Annotated in this window: 16 protein-coding genes; 9 read left to right on the forward strand and 7 right to left on the reverse strand. The window is 31.7% G+C overall.

Going from position 1 to position 16055, the window contains the following annotated elements:
• Window positions 1–11 precede the first annotated feature (11 nt).
• A complete protein-coding gene (locus BUC03_RS13005; RefSeq protein ID WP_073152898.1) occupies window positions 12–2807 on the reverse strand; it encodes a TonB-dependent receptor in 2796 nt (931 codons plus the stop codon).
• A gap of 186 nt (window positions 2808–2993) precedes the next feature.
• On the opposite strand from BUC03_RS13005, the gene BUC03_RS13010 reads away from it, so the two are divergent.
• Window positions 2994–3677 carry a response regulator transcription factor gene (locus tag BUC03_RS13010; RefSeq protein ID WP_073152900.1) on the forward strand — a complete coding sequence of 228 codons (684 nt, stop codon included), beginning with the start codon at window positions 2994–2996 and terminating at the stop codon, window positions 3675–3677.
• A 95-nt stretch (window positions 3678–3772) separates the two neighbouring features.
• Window positions 3773–4756, forward strand: a complete 984-nt coding sequence (locus tag BUC03_RS13015; RefSeq protein ID WP_394333517.1) for a sensor histidine kinase — start codon at window positions 3773–3775, stop codon at window positions 4754–4756.
• Here the strand turns inward: BUC03_RS13015 and BUC03_RS13020 are convergent.
• A complete protein-coding gene (locus tag BUC03_RS13020) occupies window positions 4703–5755 on the reverse strand; it encodes a glycosyltransferase (protein ID WP_073152905.1) in 1053 nt (350 codons plus the stop codon). The genes BUC03_RS13015 and BUC03_RS13020 overlap by 54 nt on opposite strands.
• Window positions 5756–5823: 68 nt before the next feature.
• Here BUC03_RS13020 and trmB point away from each other — a divergent pair, with 68 nt between their 5' ends.
• The 7 genes from trmB to BUC03_RS13055 all read left to right on the forward strand — a co-directional run bounded on the left by trmB (window position 5824) and on the right by BUC03_RS13055 (window position 10614).
• Window positions 5824–6498 (forward strand): tRNA (guanosine(46)-N7)-methyltransferase TrmB, encoded by a 675-nt coding sequence (gene trmB, locus BUC03_RS13025; RefSeq protein ID WP_073152908.1) that lies wholly within the window; start codon window positions 5824–5826, stop codon window positions 6496–6498.
• A gap of 6 nt (window positions 6499–6504) precedes the next feature.
• Window positions 6505–7134 (forward strand): LysE family translocator, encoded by a 630-nt coding sequence (locus BUC03_RS13030; protein ID WP_073152910.1) that lies wholly within the window; start codon window positions 6505–6507, stop codon window positions 7132–7134.
• Complete coding sequence (locus tag BUC03_RS13035; protein WP_073152913.1) at window positions 7134–7460, forward strand: MGMT family protein; 327 nt, start codon at window positions 7134–7136, stop codon at window positions 7458–7460. The genes BUC03_RS13030 and BUC03_RS13035 overlap by 1 nt, the downstream gene beginning before the upstream one ends.
• Before the next feature lie 204 nt (window positions 7461–7664).
• On the forward strand, window positions 7665–8798 hold the full coding sequence (locus tag BUC03_RS13040; protein ID WP_073152916.1) for an Mrp/NBP35 family ATP-binding protein: 1134 nt from the start codon (window positions 7665–7667) through the stop codon (window positions 8796–8798).
• Window positions 8799–8812: 14 nt separating this feature from the next.
• Window positions 8813–9067, forward strand: a complete 255-nt coding sequence (locus BUC03_RS13045; protein ID WP_073152919.1) for a NifU family protein — start codon at window positions 8813–8815, stop codon at window positions 9065–9067.
• Window positions 9068–9169: 102 nt separating this feature from the next.
• The gene (locus BUC03_RS13050; RefSeq protein WP_073152921.1) at window positions 9170–10237 is read left to right on the forward strand and encodes an NAD(P)/FAD-dependent oxidoreductase; all 1068 of its coding nucleotides are present in this window, start codon (window positions 9170–9172) and stop codon (window positions 10235–10237) included.
• 44 nt (window positions 10238–10281) lie between these two features.
• The gene (locus tag BUC03_RS13055; protein ID WP_073152924.1) at window positions 10282–10614 is read left to right on the forward strand and encodes a 2Fe-2S iron-sulfur cluster-binding protein; all 333 of its coding nucleotides are present in this window, start codon (window positions 10282–10284) and stop codon (window positions 10612–10614) included.
• 76 nt (window positions 10615–10690) lie between these two features.
• Here BUC03_RS13055 and BUC03_RS13060 read toward each other — a convergent pair whose 3' ends face one another.
• The 5 genes from BUC03_RS13060 to BUC03_RS13080 form a co-directional block, all read right to left on the reverse strand.
• On the reverse strand, window positions 10691–11737 hold the full coding sequence (locus tag BUC03_RS13060) for a transporter (RefSeq protein ID WP_073152926.1): 1047 nt from the start codon (window positions 11735–11737) through the stop codon (window positions 10691–10693).
• Window positions 11738–11807: 70 nt separating this feature from the next.
• Complete coding sequence (locus BUC03_RS13065) at window positions 11808–12137, reverse strand: hypothetical protein (RefSeq protein WP_073152929.1); 330 nt, start codon at window positions 12135–12137, stop codon at window positions 11808–11810.
• A gap of 40 nt (window positions 12138–12177) precedes the next feature.
• On the reverse strand, window positions 12178–12960 hold the full coding sequence (locus tag BUC03_RS13070; protein ID WP_073152932.1) for a DUF3050 domain-containing protein: 783 nt from the start codon (window positions 12958–12960) through the stop codon (window positions 12178–12180).
• 343 nt (window positions 12961–13303) lie between these two features.
• On the reverse strand, window positions 13304–14479 hold the full coding sequence (locus BUC03_RS13075; RefSeq protein ID WP_073152935.1) for an acyl-CoA dehydrogenase family protein: 1176 nt from the start codon (window positions 14477–14479) through the stop codon (window positions 13304–13306).
• Between the two features lie 344 nt (window positions 14480–14823).
• On the reverse strand, window positions 14824–15759 hold the full coding sequence (locus BUC03_RS13080) for a CPBP family intramembrane glutamic endopeptidase (protein WP_073152938.1): 936 nt from the start codon (window positions 15757–15759) through the stop codon (window positions 14824–14826).
• Between the last annotated feature and the right edge of the window lie 296 nt (window positions 15760–16055).

The following is a 16055-nucleotide window of genomic DNA, read 5'->3' on the forward strand; positions in this document are numbered from 1 at the left end:
TAAATGGTTAATTATAATTTGTAGCTTATTCCGAGATTAAGAGTTGCTCCTCTAGTGTATGATCTTACAACTTCTGTTGTAGTAGAGCCTCCTACTGGAGTTATATCTTGCACTCTTTCTATAGTTGGGTTTAATAAGTTTTTACCTGTAAACCTAACACTAAAGTGATCATCAATTTCTTTAGTAATTACTGCGTTTAAGACCACGAAACCTTTTTCAATAATTTCACTATTAAAGTATAGGTCGTTTTCAGACTGAATTTCTGGTGCTCCAAGAGCAAAGATTTTATCTGAAGCATAGTTAGCAGAAAGGCTAGCTAAAAATGGATGTTTGTTTTTGGTAGTGAAGTTTAGGTTGGCATTAAAAATCCAATCTGAAGCTCCTTGTAAGCCTATTTCTGTTTTGTGGTCATATTGGAAAGTGTAAAGTAATGTTCCGTTTTCATCTCTAGATTCTTTAAGGTCTTGCTCGTGCCACATTCTAGAAACATTGATACCAAAATCTAAGTCTGCACCTTTATCATTGCTACTAGATTTAATAATAAAGAAATTAGCGTCTAGTTCTAAACCGTAGATAGTAGCATTATCACCAACGTTGTAATAAGAGAATCTACTTGCAGAACCTCTATCTCTTACTTTATTTATTGGGTCTGAGATGTTTTTATAGAAACCAGTTACAGAAAATAACTCTCCTTTATCAGGGAAAAATTCCCATTTAACATCTATATTGTAAACATTACTTGCTTCTAAGTCTGGGTTACCTCTTGTAATTTGACCAGAAGGAGAAATATATTCAAATGGAGCAATCTCTTTAAATTCTGGAAGAGTTATTGTTTTACTAGCTGCAATTCTAAAGTTATTCTTTTCGTTTAGTTCATACTTAACATTTAATGCAGGGTAAATATTGTCGTAATTTTTAGATACATTTCCAATTCTTCCTCCTGGTGCATTACCTACATTGTAGTCTACTAAAATTTCGTCATTTTGGTATCTTGCTCCTGCGTTAATATTAAATTTACCAGTTGCAAAGTTTGCACTTAAAAATCCTGCTTGTGAGTTTAACTCAGCATTGTAAATATCTTCTAATTGAACATTTTCAGAAAGAAGTCCGTTTTCGATATTATCTTGATTTAAAACTTCGTCAAGATTATCTATTGATGAAGGTGTAAGTGAACCTAGAGTGTTTTCTGTTAATCCAAAAAACTGTGAGCTAAAATCTCTTTTCTTATTTCTATAATTACCTCCTATGGTAACATCAAATCCTATAGAAGAGCTATCTTTTTCTTTTTTAATAAAGGTTATTTTGTCTTTTATTAAGGCATTAAATTCTTTATCGTCAATAGTTTGAGTAGATTTTCTTTGTTGGTAACCTCCAGTTCTGGCTAATTGAACTGTACTTTCATTAAAGTTTAACTCATTTCTAATACGGTTTGGTTCATCTGCGTTTACAATATTGTAACCAGCAGCCCAATCAAGCTCGTTAATTTCTCCAATTTTATGATCTCCAGAAATTTGGTTTACTAATAACCTTGTTTGTTTTACGTTTTGGTCACGTACAAATTGAGAAAGATTTTCTGATGTGTTTGTTTCTTCAAAAACAAAACCTTCTCCATTTCTACCTTGCTCATAAACTTTATCTGTAAGTTTATTTATAAATAAAGAGTTGGCTCTTAAATTATTGTTTTTGTTTATTTTGTATTGAAGATCTATAAGGCCTGTAGTATTAGTTGTTTTTTCAAACTCTTCTACATCATTAAAAGAATCATCTATATAGTTACCTTGGTATTCTTTAAAAGTTCCTTTTCGGTAAGCATAATCTGTTCTTTGAGAACCTGTGAAAAATGCTTTAAATTTTTCTCCAAACTTTTTACCAGCAGTTACTGTGTATCTATAGTTAATTGGCATTCTCATAGATTGAGTTTCCCAACTTTGCTGCGTTAAGGCATCTTCTGTTGGTGTGTCTTTAGAGTAAAAGCCGAATGAATAATCTTCTGAGTTTGCAGTTTTTTTGAAATTATCACTTACTCCATCTTGCATTACATTCGTGTTAACCCCAGCTCTAGCGCTAAAACTTAATTCTTGCACTCCTGCAAGTTGTCTAGAGGTAATGTCTACACTACCAGAAGCTTGATCTGCTGAAGATTGAGGAGAAAATGTTTTGCTAATTCCTATGCTAGAAACAACTCTGGTAGGGAAAAGCTCTAAATCTATATTCTTTTTTTCAATATCATCTGAAGGAATAGGTAATCCATTCATGGTTGTGTATAAATACCTGTCTCCAAGACCTCTTACATATACTTCACCAGAAGCTTCACTACTAGTTACTCCAGAAATTTTGGTAGTTGCAGTAGCAACATCACTTACTCCCAATTTGGCTAACTCTTGAGAACCTATACTCTCTTTAATATCTATTGCTTCTTTTTGGTTTAGTAATAAAGCTGTTTCAGAATCTCTTCTAGCTACCGTGGTGATTACCACTTCATCTAAAGCTGCTGCGCTAGCACCTAAGCCAGAGTTTACTGTAGTGGTTTTATTAGCGTTTACTTTTATATTTGGTACTTCTAATGTTTCGTAACCAACAAAGCTAAAAACAACAGTGTAGGTTCCTGGGGTAATATTTGAGATTTCAAATAAACCATCAAAATCTGTGGTTGTACCTTTAGATGTACCTTTTATAGTTACATTCGCAAAAGGTAGTGGCTGATTGCCAGTTTCTTTATCTGTCAATAATCCAGATATAGAGCCTGTTTCTTGCGAATACGCAATGACTGATAACAGGAAAATTAGGGTGTTTAAAATACGTTTCATGTAATAGTTTTCTTTTCGTTGCAAAGGAAAATAAGCACGGAAGATTAGGTGTTAGCGGTTTGTTAAGAATACCGTGTCGGTTTGTTATCAAATCGTTATTAATGTTATGAATACTTAAGATTTGTTAACTTAGGTTTTTTAATATTATATTTACTTTTACGCCCAATTAACTAGAACTTTTAAATTATGGAAATGCAAGATATTACTATACTGTTAGTAGATGATGAGCCAGATATCCTAGAGATAGTAGGTTATAATTTATCTTCTGAAGGTTATAATGTGGTTACAGCAGAAAATGGTGCTGATGCGGTAAAAGCGGCAAAAAAGCACAAGCCAAATCTAATTATTTTAGATGTGATGATGCCAGAAATGGACGGTATTGAAGCTTGTGAGCAAATAAGAAAAATACCAGATCTTCAAAATACCATTATTACTTTTTTAACAGCAAGAGGAGAAGATTATTCTCAAGTAGCTGGTTTTGATGCTGGTGCAGATGATTATATTACTAAGCCAATTAAACCAAAATTATTGGTAAGTAAAGTAAAAGCTCTTTTAAGAAGGTTAAAAGCAGAAGAAGGAGAAGAGAATATCACAAAGGTAGGTGATTTAACAATTAACCGTGATGAGTACAAAATTTTAAACGGAGAGATTGAAATTATCTTACCAAGAAAAGAATTTGAATTACTTTCTTTATTAGCTTCTAATCCTGGTAAGGTTTTTAAAAGAGAAGATATACTTAATAAAGTGTGGGGTAATGAGGTTGTTGTAGGTGGTAGAACTATCGATGTTCATATTAGAAAACTTCGTGAAAAAATTGGAGACAATAAGTTTAAAACTGTTAAGGGAGTAGGGTATAAGTTTGTTATTTAATGGGTAAAGAATTTAAGAGATCATATAAATTTGCCTTCTATACATCGCTATTAATAACCATTTTTACAGTTGTTATGTTGGCGGTTTATCAATTGATGACATCTAGTTTTTCTTTAGGCCACCTCTTTACTTTTACTGTTATTCTTTATTGTTTCTCTTTTTTAATTATTCAATTAAGAATAGAGCATTTTATATATAGAAGAGTAAAAGCTGTGTATGATAATGTTTCTTTATTAGAATCTTCATCTTTGCAAGAGCAACAAGTCACTACAGATATGGCAACCCTTACTCGTGAGGTAGAGAAGTTTGCTGAAGGAAAAAAGCTAGAAATAGAGTCATTAAAAATTAGAGAAAATTACCGTAAAGAGTTTATGGGTAATGTTTCTCATGAATTAAAAACACCCTTGTTCACTGTTCAAGGGTATATTTTAACTCTTATAGATGGCGCTATACATAACGAAACTATAAGAGATAAATATCTAGATAGAGCAAGTAAAGGCCTAGATCGTCTTATCTATATTGTAAAAGATTTAGATATGATTACTAAGTTAGAAACAGGAGACTTGCACTTAGTAGAAGAAGAGTTTGATATTATAGAAGTGGTAGAAAGTGTTTTTGATTTGTTAGAGATGAAAGCACAAAAGAAAAATATATCTCTCACCTTCGATATAGAGTATGAAAACCCTATTTATGTGTATGCCGATAAAGATAAAATACAACAAGTCGTAACAAACCTTGTGGTAAACTCTATTAAATATGGTAAATCTGGTGGTACTACAGAAGTAAGTATAGAAGATTTGATTAAAAATAAAGTAATTGTAAGAACCACAGATAATGGTGAAGGGATAGAACAAAAAAACATCCCTAGGTTATTTGAACGTTTTTATAGAGTAGATAAAAGTGGCTCTCGTAAAGAAGGAGGCTCTGGTTTAGGTTTGTCTATTGTAAAGCATATTTTAGAAGCACATCATGAAAAAATTTATGTTGAAAGTGATTTTGGAGTAGGAAGCGAGTTTTCTTTTACTCTAGAAAAGGGAAAACAAGTCAGTCCAATTAAAAACTCCGCTGTCAAAGGCTAAACCTTTATATCTGCTTATTTCTTCTAATTTTTTAATATCAAAATGGTTTTGCTTGCACGATGGAGCAAGACCTTTTTCTTCTAATCTTTTTGCTAGGTAAACCTGCTCTGTTTGTCCTGGAGTTGGTATAAAAAATGCTTTTTTCTTTAGTTTAGCAATATCCATTAATGTAGTATAACCAGATCTAGCAATAATATACTCACTAGTATTAAAAGCATTTTCTAGCTCTTCACCAGTTAGATAATTATAAATGGTTAGGTTTTTAGCAATTTCTTTAGTTTGTATATCTTCTAAAACACCTCTTATAAATAATATTTTTTCAGGGTAATCTCTTAGTTCATGAAGTAATTTTTCCTCTAATAAAGTACGTTGAGGTTCTGGTCCAGATAAAATTACCATAAATTTATACTTGTTTTCAAGGTCTTTTTTCTCTAACCTGCTTAGAGCGCCTATGTATTTTATGTTTAAGTGGTGGTTTTCTTTTAGATGCCCTAACTTTCCGCTAAGATTTGGTTCTTCTTTAAAATCTGGCACCCAGCACTCACTAAATTTTTTAATGTAATGCTGATGTATTTTAGAACTAAAATAAGTGGTTTTTCCTGATAAGACATTTAATTGATGCGTTACAAAAACAGAAGGTACAAACTTGCTACAAACCCCTAATCTATTGTCAGAAATAATTCCGCTTAACCCTTCTTTTGTATGAATATCAAGAGTAAGTTTTCTTTCTTCAGCAATAGTTTTAGATATTTTAAAACTCTTTAGTAGAATTTTAGATTTAAAGAAAATGCCTTTTCTTGCATATCTAATATTATAAGAAGGCAACTCATAATATTTTAAATGAGGAAATTCTTTTTTTAGTAAAGCTAAAGCACTTCCGTCAGAAGCAATAATTGGTTCAAAATCATTGATTTCTAAAGCTTTAATAATGGGTATGCATCTGGTAGCATGACCTAAACCCCAGTTTAACGGAGCAACTAAAATCTTTTTTTTCGGCATAATCAAAAATAACTTTATTTAGCTCTGCTTTATTTTATTTAATTTTACCAAAATATTAAATAATACCTGTGGGAAGTAAAAATAAATTAAAGCGTTTTAAAGAAAACGAAACATTTAGCAATGTTGTTCAGCCTTCAAGAGAAGAAATTACAAATAATGATTTTTCTTTAAAAGGGAATTGGGCGAAAGATTTTTTTAAAAACGATTTGCCAATTGTATTAGAGTTGGGTTGTGGTAAAGGGGAGTATAGTGTTGGTTTAGCAAAAATGTATCCAGAAAAAAACTTTTTAGGGGTAGATATTAAAGGTGCTAGGTTTTGGAGAGGTGCTAAAACAGCTCTAGAAGAAGGTATGAGTAATGTTGGTTTTTTAAGAACTCAGATAGAATTAATAGATCTTATATTTGCTGAAAATGAAGTAGATGAAATTTGGATTACATTCCCAGATCCTCAAATTAAATATAAAAGAACTAAGCATAGGTTAACCAATACAGAATTTCTTCAGAAATATAAAAAGGTACTAAAGCCAGAGGGTGTAGTAAATTTAAAAACAGATAGTGAATTTATGCATGGGTATACCCTTGGTTTACTTCACGGAGAAGGGCATGAAATTTTACATGCAAATCACGATGTTTATAAAAACGATTATTCGCCACAAGAAGTAGTTGGTATTCAAACATTTTATGAAAGTCAGTACCTAGAAGAAAATAAGAAAATTACTTATATTAAATTTAGAGTAAAATAATACCTCTTGGAAGAATCTAAACTTTTTTTATTTACGTTTTTAGCGGCATTAGCTGGCGTTATTCCGCCAGGATTAGTGAATATGACCGTTGCTAAATCATGTGTAGAAAGAGGTAAAAAAAGCGGAGTTTTTGTAGCCTTAGGTTCTAGTACTATAGTGATAATTCAATCTTTTTTAGCTGTTTTAATGGCTAAATACATTTTAGTGCATCCTTTTGTAAATAGAATGTTGTTAAGAGTAGGCTTGGTTGTATTTCTTATTTTAATGATTTACTTTTTTATACAAGCAAGAAAAAACAAAAAAATTAAGACTGCCAAAAAAAGTAATAAAGCAGGTAAAAGTTACTTAAAAGGGTTAACTGTAGCCTTGTTTAATGTTTTTCCTATACCATATTTTGTTGCGTTAAGTACTGCGTTTGCTCCTTCAGAAGGGAGATATAGTATGCTTGCAATGGTAATTTTTGCTTTAGCTGCAGGTATAGGCACGTTTGCAACTCTATATGGGTACGTAGCAGGTTTTACTAAGATAGAAAAGCACACCGCTTCTTTTAGTAAGTATTCTAATTATTTTATGGCAGCCTTAATGTTAGTTTTGGTAATTGTCTCTCTATTTAGAATATTTCAACCTTTTGCATAATGCAAACATCTTCTTTAAATTTTTTTGAAAGGGTTTATCAAGTAGTAAGACAAATACCTTATGGTAAGGTAACTTCTTACGGTGCAATTGCAAAAAGTATAGGGGCGGCAAAAAGTGCAAGAATGGTAGGTTACGCTATGAAAAATGCTAGTAATTTAGAAGATGTACCAGCACATAGAGTAGTAAATAGAAACGGAATACTTACGGGTAAACATCATTTTAAAGGCACTTCTTTAATGCAACAACTTTTAGAGAGTGAAGGTTTGGTGGTGCAAGACAATAAAATTCAGAATTTTAAACAAGTTTTTTGGGATCCTAATAAATAGTTTGGGTAAACAAAATAAAGTAAAGTCTTCTGCCAATAATTTCAGTCAATCAGCTTCTTAGTTACGCAGTTAACCTTATATTTGTACTTTAGAATTGTTCTAATTAATAGAGCATAGTTTCTATTTAAAATATGTTGTCAATTTTAAAATTTGATAGCGAACGACATCTGAATAAAAATTTTAAAAAAACAGAAAAATTCACAGATGAAATTAAATAAAAAAGATATTGAAAAAGCTTTAGAAACTATTAGTGTTTCTGGAGAAGGTCAAAATATGATGGAAAGTGGTGTGGTAAAAAACATCAATATTTTTGGAGATGAAGTAGAAGTAGATTTAACATTAAATACACCTGCGTTGCACATTAAAAAACGTGCAGAGGTAGATGTAATGAAGGTGATTCATGAAAAGGTGTATGAGAAGGCTAAGGTAAAAGTCAATATAAAAGTAGATGCTCCACAAAAAAAATCTACAGAAATTAAAGGTAAAGCAATACCAGGTATTAAAAATATAGTAGCTGTTGCTTCTGGTAAGGGAGGCGTAGGTAAATCTACCGTTACTGCAAATTTAGCAGTCACTTTATCTAAAATGGGATTTAAAGTAGGTTTGCTAGATGCAGATATTTACGGGCCATCTGCAACTATTATGTTTGATGTAGAAAGAGAGAGACCACTTTCTGTAACAGAAGATGGTAAATCTAAAATGAAACCTGTAGAAAATTACGGTGTTAAAATTTTATCTATCGGGTTTTTTACTAAACCAAATCAAGCAGTAATTTGGAGAGGGCCAATGGCAGCAAAAGCTCTAAATCAAATGATTTTTGATGCTGCTTGGGGAGAGTTAGATTTTCTTTTAATAGATCTTCCTCCAGGTACAGGAGACATTCATTTATCTATCATGCAATCATTACCTATCACAGGTTCTGTAATTGTAAGTACTCCGCAAAATGTTGCTTTAGCAGATGCTAAAAAAGGAGTAGCAATGTTTCAGCAAGAAAGTATTAATGTGCCAGTTTTAGGTATTATAGAAAACATGGCTTATTTTACACCAGCAGAGTTGCCAGATAATAAGTATTATATCTTCGGAGAAAAAGGAGCTAGAAATCTAGCAGATGATTTAGAAGTACCTTTCTTAGGAGAACTACCACTTGTACAAAGTATAAGAGAAGCAGGAGATATTGGTAGACCTGCAGCATTACAACAAAATACACCAATTGCAAATGCAATGGAAGAAATAACCAAAAAGGTTGTACAAGAAACGGTAAGTAGAAATAAAAGTTTACCTCCTACAGAAGCTATTAAAATTACCACAATGGCCGGCTGTAGCGCTGTAAAAAAGTAATACGAATAGAAACTATGACAACAGTTAGTAAAGAATTAAAAGAAAACGTAGAAAAAGCCCTAGAAGAAATTCGTCCGTTTTTAAAAAATGATGGGGGTGATATTACTCTTATTGAAATTGACGAACAAGAAAACGTGGTAAGAGTTAGGTTAGAAGGGGCTTGTGTAGGCTGTAGCGTTAATCAAATGACCTTGAAGTCTGGAGTAGAGATGACTATTAAAAAATACGCACCTCAAATTCAGAAAGTAGTTAATATAGAAAATTACTAAACATTTATAGTAAAAGATAAATTACTATTATATGATAAGTGTCATTATCTAGAGCACTTGTTGTGTAGATATTTGTGTTTTATTATGTAGAAGAAATAATTTATGGTTAAAACAGATATATTAATTATAGGAGCTGGGCCAACTGGTCTATTTACTGTTTTTGAAGCAGGATTACTAAAATTAAAATGTCACTTGATAGATGCTTTACCACAACCGGGAGGGCAATGTTCAGAGTTATATCCTAAAAAACCAATTTACGATATTCCTGGTTTTCCAGAAGTATTAGCGGGTGATTTGGTAGACAACTTAATGGAACAAATAAAATCTTTTGAACCAGGATTTACCTTAGGAGAAAGAGCAGAAACTATAGACAAACAAGAAGATGGTAGTTTTATAGTAACCACAAATAAAGGTACACAGCACCACGCTAAAGTTGTTGCTATTGCTGGTGGTTTGGGTAGTTTTGAGCCTAGAAAACCACCTATTCCTAATATTGCTAATTTTGAAGATAAAGGTGTGGCTTATATGGTGAAAGATCCAGAGGTCTACAGAAATAAAAAAGTAGTGATAGCTGGTGGTGGAGACTCTGCATTAGATTGGAGCATATTTTTAGCAGATGTAGCTTCAGAAGTAACTTTGGTGCATAGAAGAAATGAATTTAGAGGTGCCCTAGATTCTGTAGATAGAGTAAAAGAATTGAAAGATTTAGGAAAAATAAATTTAATTACTCCTGCAGAAATTAGCGAAGTTAGAGGCAATGATAATGGTGATTTAGAAGCGGTTCTTATAAGAAAAAATAATGAAGCTTCAGAAGAAATACTTTTAGAAGTAGATCATTTTATTCCATTATTTGGTCTTTCTCCAAAACTAGGTCCAATTGCTAATTGGGGGTTAGAAATAGAGAAAAACGCCATTAAAGTAGATAATACATTAGATTACCAAACTAATATTCCAGGTGTTTATGCCATTGGTGACGTAAATACTTATCCGGGTAAATTAAAACTTATTCTTTGTGGTTTTCATGAAGCAACACTAATGTGTCAAAGTGCTTTTCAGAGAATTTTTCCAGATAAAAAATATGTAATGAAATATACTACCGTTGGAGGGGTAACTGGTTTTGATGGTACAAAAAAAGAAGCTCCAAAAGCAGTTGTAAAAGCAATAGATTAAAATAGATTAGTAGAGTTAAAATAGTTAACTCTCACTTTTTAACTATGGAAGAAGACGTAAAGATTACAATTATAGATAGAGAAGGGGTAGCTCATGAAGTAGATGCTCCTACAGACATGAATATGAATTTAATGGAGATTGTAAGATCTTATGAGCTGGCTCCAGAAGGTACTGTTGGTATTTGTGGCGGTATGGCAATGTGCGCCTCTTGCCAGTGTTACGTGTTAAGTGACACTCCATTAACAGAAATGCAAGATGACGAAGAAGCTATGTTAGCTGAAGCCTTTCATGTAGAAGATAATAGTAGGTTAGGTTGCCAAATACCAATTACTAAAGATTTAGAAGGACTTAAAGTGCAACTAGCTCCAGAAGAGTAGGCCATATTTAAGTTTTAATTATAAAAAAAGCCTTATCTGTTTGATAAGGCTTTTTTGTGACTTAATATTTTCTGTGTTAGAAAGAATATTGTGTGCCTAAATTAAGCGTATATTTTTGCTTTAACTGAATACCATTTGGTTCTTGGTAAGCAGGTAAAACCATTTCTGCTCCAAATCTTAATCCTTTTAAAGTGTTTTTAGTGAAATAGTAGTTTGCGCCAAGGGCATAATTTAGTTGTAAGCCTCCAAAATTATCTGGATTAGCAGTGGTAACCATAGTTCTATTTAGATCTGGGTTACTTCCATCAATTTCTTCTGCAAATTTAGCTTCTGCTCTTACAGAAAAACTAAAGAAATCTGTAGCATCCATAGCTAACCAAGAGGTGGCTAAATACTGATTGCCTAATCTATAATTATTATCATTTTCATTTAAAAAGAATTTAGTATTTGCTTGAGCACCCCCAGAAAGTTTTTCTGCTTGCCACAAATATGTCATTCCTATTTTAGTAGAAAATGAACCAGAACCTATTTGCATAGGGTAAGGTAAAATAACATCATTGCCGTTAGACATTGGCGTAACATCTTCTTGCTCTATAGAGCCTGTAGGTAAACCAAAACCTATTTCTCCGTGTAATTCTTGTTGGTTTTTGTTCCATAATTGAAAAAGTGCTGCAACATACACATCTCCAAACCCGCTAGAACTTGTAGAAAAATCTGTATCCATAGCCATACCCATATCATCTGTCATACGCATTTTTAAATCCATGTCATTGGTGGTGTAATTAGCCATTGCCATAAACGTTAATTTATCTGTAGGGGCGTACATCAATCCTAACATATGCATTCCCATTGTCATCGTTTGTGGGGCAATCATGTAATTTTGATATACAAAATCTTCACTTACATCTTTGTCTTGATAGCGTAAATCTTTCATTTGCATAGTCATATATCTATAAGAAACCATAAACTCTCCTTTATGGTGAGTGTGATCTCCCATAACTCCAATTGGAGCGTGACTACTAGCACGGTTAGATACCCAAAGCTCTTCGGTTGTATGGTCTTCTTGAGCTGTTACTTGCTGTAAGCTTAGTAAAACTAAAGCAAGTTTTATTATATTCTTCATATTTAAAATTTATTGTTTGTGTAATTTTTTAGCTGCGGAAGTCTCTTCAGCAATAATGTGTGATATTTACTTATGAAGCTTTAGGTGGATGAAAAGGAATATTTTTTTTCAGAAATGAATAGTTGTTGAGGTAATTATAAAAACTTCTAGTTTTGGTTATAGATATTATAGGGTTTTTTATAGCTGTAATTTCAATAAAACCAATAGGGTAATTCTCTAACTGAATTTGTTGGGTAGTATTTGTTTTTTTAGAATCGCTTTTGTTGCTTTTTAATTGTTTTATTAAATAACATTTACCGTTGCAATTTAAAGAAGGCTTGTCTTTATTTACACAAAGTGTTTCTACAATATAATTGTAATTAAAACAGTACTCCAAAATAGGTTCTACTGGCTTTAGCATGGCAATTAAATACAACGCCGTAAATGTTATGGAAGTAAATTTAGGCAACTACTTTAGCTTCTTTTATTTCTTTTTCTATGCCATCCCACAAAATAATTCTTTTTTCTAGAGATTGTTTAGAGACTTCTTCTACTTCTTTCCATTTGTCTTGGTTGTTACCACATAACTCTTCAATCATTTGTAAAGCCATTGGTCCGTGCTCATCTTCATCTAATTCAATATGTCTATCAAAGTAATATTTAAATAGAGTAAGATTTTCTTCAGGAAATTGCTGCTGAATTTTTTCTATGATAGAATTGAACATAGCAGGTATTAAATTTTCTCTACCAAAAGTAAACGCTGCTGCTATTTTATGAGGTTGATTAGAATAAACCACTTCAAAAGTAAATTTTAAAAACTTTTTTACACTAATTGGTAAGTTAGATGAAGCAATAATAAGGTAAATGTCTGTACCGTGTTTTATTTGCTCCATAAATTTAGAAATAGACGTTAGGCTAGCTCCACTTTTTTGCATAGCATCTAAGTACATTTCATAATGGCTTTGTCTTTTACCTTCAAGGTTTATATCTGTTTCTTCTGCCAATACAATCTCGTTAATCAAGTAACGTACTTCTGGATTACCAACAGGATACCAAGGGAAACTTGTATTGGTTAATTTACTTTGTAATGCTTTTAATAGAGACATAAAATCCCACACAGCAAAAACATGATGCTCCATAAAAATTTGTAAATCTTTAGGGGTCTGTATTAAATCATATAAAGTGTGATTTAATAATTGATTACGTAAATCTTCTGTAGCGTGTTCTATGTGGTCTATGTTCATATAAAAAATTTTCTACAAAAATAAGGTGCGATTATTGTTTATTAAAATAGTAGAGCAATTTAAATGATTTTTTTATAGAAGAAATAAAGCTGAAAAAATTAAAAAATGATAATAACCTCCATACTTATCTTTTATTCACCTTTACAACTACAAAATTTACAAAGGAAGACTGGTGAAAAAAATACAATGAAACTGAAAAAGAAATGCTGCCAGAAATATCTAAAAAAAGGCAATCGTTGTAAACGTTGCCCTTGTTATGATTTGCTTTCTTGATCTAACACGATAAAGCGCTTAGAAGTTTTTTTATAAAATACATCAACCTCTCACTCTACTTTTATTGTTACTATTTAAAAGCAGCAATGCCTGTAATGTCCATTCCGGTAATTAGCAAGTGAATATCGTGTGTACCTTCATAAGTAATTACACTTTCTAAATTCATCATATGTCTCATAATACTGTACTCACCTGTAATTCCCATTCCGCCTAAAATCTGCCTTGCTTCACGAGCAATTTTTATAGCCATATCTACATTATTTCTTTTAGCCATAGAAATTTGAGCAGTAGTAGCTTTGCCTTCATTTTTTAATTGCCCAAGACGCAGTGCTAATAATTGAGCTTTGGTGATTTCAGTGATCATTTCAGCTAATTTTTTCTGCTGAAGTTGATATCCTGCAATAGGTTTATCAAACTGAATACGTTCTTTTGCGTAGCGTAATGCCGTATCGTAGCAATCCATAGCAGCGCCAATAGCTCCCCAAGCAATACCAAATCTAGCAGAGTCAAGACAACCAAGAGGTGCACCTAAACCGCTCTTGTTAGGTAATAGGTTTTCCTTCGGAATTTTCACATCGTTAAAAATCAATTCTCCGGTAGCAGAAGCACGAAGAGACCATTTGTTGTGTGTTTCTGGAGTAGTAAATCCTTCCATCCCACGTTCAACAATAAGTCCGTGTATTCTGCCTTCTTCATTTTTTGCCCAAACTACAGCAATGTCTGCGAAAGGAGCGTTAGAAATCCACATTTTTGCACCATTTAATAAATAATGGTCTCCTTTATCTTTAAAATTGGTAAGCATTCCGCCAGGGTTAGAGCCATAATCTGGTTCTGTTAAACCAAAGCACCCCATAAATTCTCCACTAGCTAATTTAGGTAGGTATTTTTTGCGTTGCTCTTCGCTACCATATTTCCAGATGGGATACATTACTAAAGAAGATTGAACTGAAGCTGTAGAGCGCACGCCGCTATCTCCTCTTTCAATTTCTTGCATGATTAATCCGTAAGAGATTTGATCTAGTCCCGCTCCGCCATATTCTTCAGGGATGTAAGGTCCAAAAGCGCCAATTTCTGCTAAACCTTTTACAATAGATTTAGGAAATTCTGCTTTTTGAGCAGCATCTTCAATAATAGGAGAAACTTCCCGTTTTACCCAATCGCGAGCAGCATCACGAACCATTTTATGTTCGTCAGATAATAAATCGTCTATATTATAATAATCTGGAGCTTGGAATAAATCTGCCATACGCTATTTTTGAAATTCTTAAAGTTTTATGGCTAAATTTAAGAAAAGCTTAAAAAGATAACAATTTTAAGGTTGTTATTTTTTATTTTCTCTTCTATAAACTGTCCATGCAGACACAGACGCTCCTATAAATAAAGGTATAAATAGCTTCAAATTAAAAAGAAAATACGCAAGTAAGGCAATAACTTGCCCTACTAACACTTGTATTAAGAAATTTTTTAAATGTTTGTTCATTATTAATTAAAAATGTCGATTAAACCAAAAAATCATATGCAGTTGTAATAAAAACGGTTACTTCGGCTAAATTAAAAAAGTGTATTTAGGGAGCAGTTTTATTACAGTTATTACTTCTCCTCTTTTTTAAAAAATTTCTTTTTTTCAAATATACCAATGTCTCTCATGATGGAAAAGTATAAAGAATCTGTAATTTCTATATTTGATGTGATTTTGATATCATACTTAGTATTTTCTTTTGTAGGAATATGATTTGTTAGAGAATCTTGGTTATTAACTAGAGTTTTTGTGGCTTCATAAGGAAATACATTTTCCATATTATAACCATTTTTTAGATATTGTAATTGTGAAAGGTCTTTGCTGAAAAAACTTCGTTCTCTCCAGATTACCTCCGTATTGTTTTTTGGATATTTTTTTGTTTGTAATGTACTGTTGCTAAAAGGAAGTTCTTTAATAAAAAGAAGAACCAATGCATTTAAAAATATGTGAATAAGTATACTTTTTAATAAAGAGTAATTGATTACTACCCAACAAAAAAATAAGGCTATAGCTAAATAGTAACTTGAGCTAACAGCAAATGGTATAAAAGAGATACCTAGACTTGGAGTATGTGCAATACTGAATAAGATGCTGCTTAATATAATTCTAGAAGGAAGGAGTTTAGTGCTTTTAAAATATTTAATATCGTTTGCAAAAAAAATATATATACCTAGTAAAATAAATAAACCCTTCATAATTAGAGAATAAGTTATTTTTAAATAAAATATTTCAATACAATAAATAATAAAAAATAGAATTTTTATTTTTCTATTTGTAATCAAAAAACCTCTGTTTGTAATTTCTTCAATGATTGGCAATATGATAATCCCAAGGGCTAAATAAAGCCATAGCTCTAAATCTGAACTAATAAAAGATGAGTTTTGTCGTTGATAGAAATATTCATCAGTAATTCCAGGGACGAAAATATTTAGTGAAAAATATAGGCAGAATAAAAATCCTGCTAATATCAATAACCAATTTTGTTTTTTTGTAAATATAGTTTTCAAATTTATTTTTTGTTGTTAATTCAATTTCATAATTATCATTGATATTTGTTTCTAGATTATTTTTAGAACAGCTAGAAAATATAAGTGCTAACAATAAAATATAGAGTATTTTTTTTATTCGTGAAATGAGGTGCAATTATAAAAAAAAACAACAATTAGGTATGATTAATTTGTTAAAATTTTAATATCTAATTTCTACAAATAACGCCGCGGTTTATTAAATTTTAAAATGAAAATTGTAATAAAATAAAAAATAACTGTATTGAGATGTATTTTTCAAATCTGCCATATAGTTT

The sequence above is a fragment of the Mesonia phycicola genome (genome assembly GCF_900141885.1).
Lineage (GTDB): Bacteria > Bacteroidota > Bacteroidia > Flavobacteriales > Flavobacteriaceae > Mesonia > Mesonia phycicola.

Bases quoted from the DNA above. Each gene is read 5' to 3' on its own strand.
- BUC03_RS13005 (WP_073152898.1), bottom strand. From the start codon at position 2,807: ATGAAACGTATTTTAAACACCCTAATTTTCCTGTTATCAGTCATTGCG.
- BUC03_RS13010 (WP_073152900.1), top strand. From the start codon at position 2,994: ATGGAAATGCAAGATATTACTATACTGTTAGTAGATGATGAGCCAGAT.
- BUC03_RS13015 (WP_394333517.1), top strand. From the start codon at position 3,773: ATGACATCTAGTTTTTCTTTAGGCCACCTCTTTACTTTTACTGTTATT.
- BUC03_RS13020 (WP_073152905.1), bottom strand. From the start codon at position 5,755: ATGCCGAAAAAAAAGATTTTAGTTGCTCCGTTAAACTGGGGTTTAGGT.
- BUC03_RS13035 (WP_073152913.1), top strand. From the start codon at position 7,134: ATGCAAACATCTTCTTTAAATTTTTTTGAAAGGGTTTATCAAGTAGTA.
- BUC03_RS13040 (WP_073152916.1), top strand. From the start codon at position 7,665: ATGAAATTAAATAAAAAAGATATTGAAAAAGCTTTAGAAACTATTAGT.
- BUC03_RS13045 (WP_073152919.1), top strand. From the start codon at position 8,813: ATGACAACAGTTAGTAAAGAATTAAAAGAAAACGTAGAAAAAGCCCTA.
- BUC03_RS13050 (WP_073152921.1), top strand. From the start codon at position 9,170: ATGGTTAAAACAGATATATTAATTATAGGAGCTGGGCCAACTGGTCTA.
- BUC03_RS13055 (WP_073152924.1), top strand. From the start codon at position 10,282: ATGGAAGAAGACGTAAAGATTACAATTATAGATAGAGAAGGGGTAGCT.
- BUC03_RS13060 (WP_073152926.1), bottom strand. From the start codon at position 11,737: ATGAAGAATATAATAAAACTTGCTTTAGTTTTACTAAGCTTACAGCAA.
- BUC03_RS13065 (WP_073152929.1), bottom strand. From the start codon at position 12,137: ATGCTAAAGCCAGTAGAACCTATTTTGGAGTACTGTTTTAATTACAAT.
- BUC03_RS13070 (WP_073152932.1), bottom strand. From the start codon at position 12,960: ATGAACATAGACCACATAGAACACGCTACAGAAGATTTACGTAATCAA.
- BUC03_RS13075 (WP_073152935.1), bottom strand. From the start codon at position 14,479: ATGGCAGATTTATTCCAAGCTCCAGATTATTATAATATAGACGATTTA.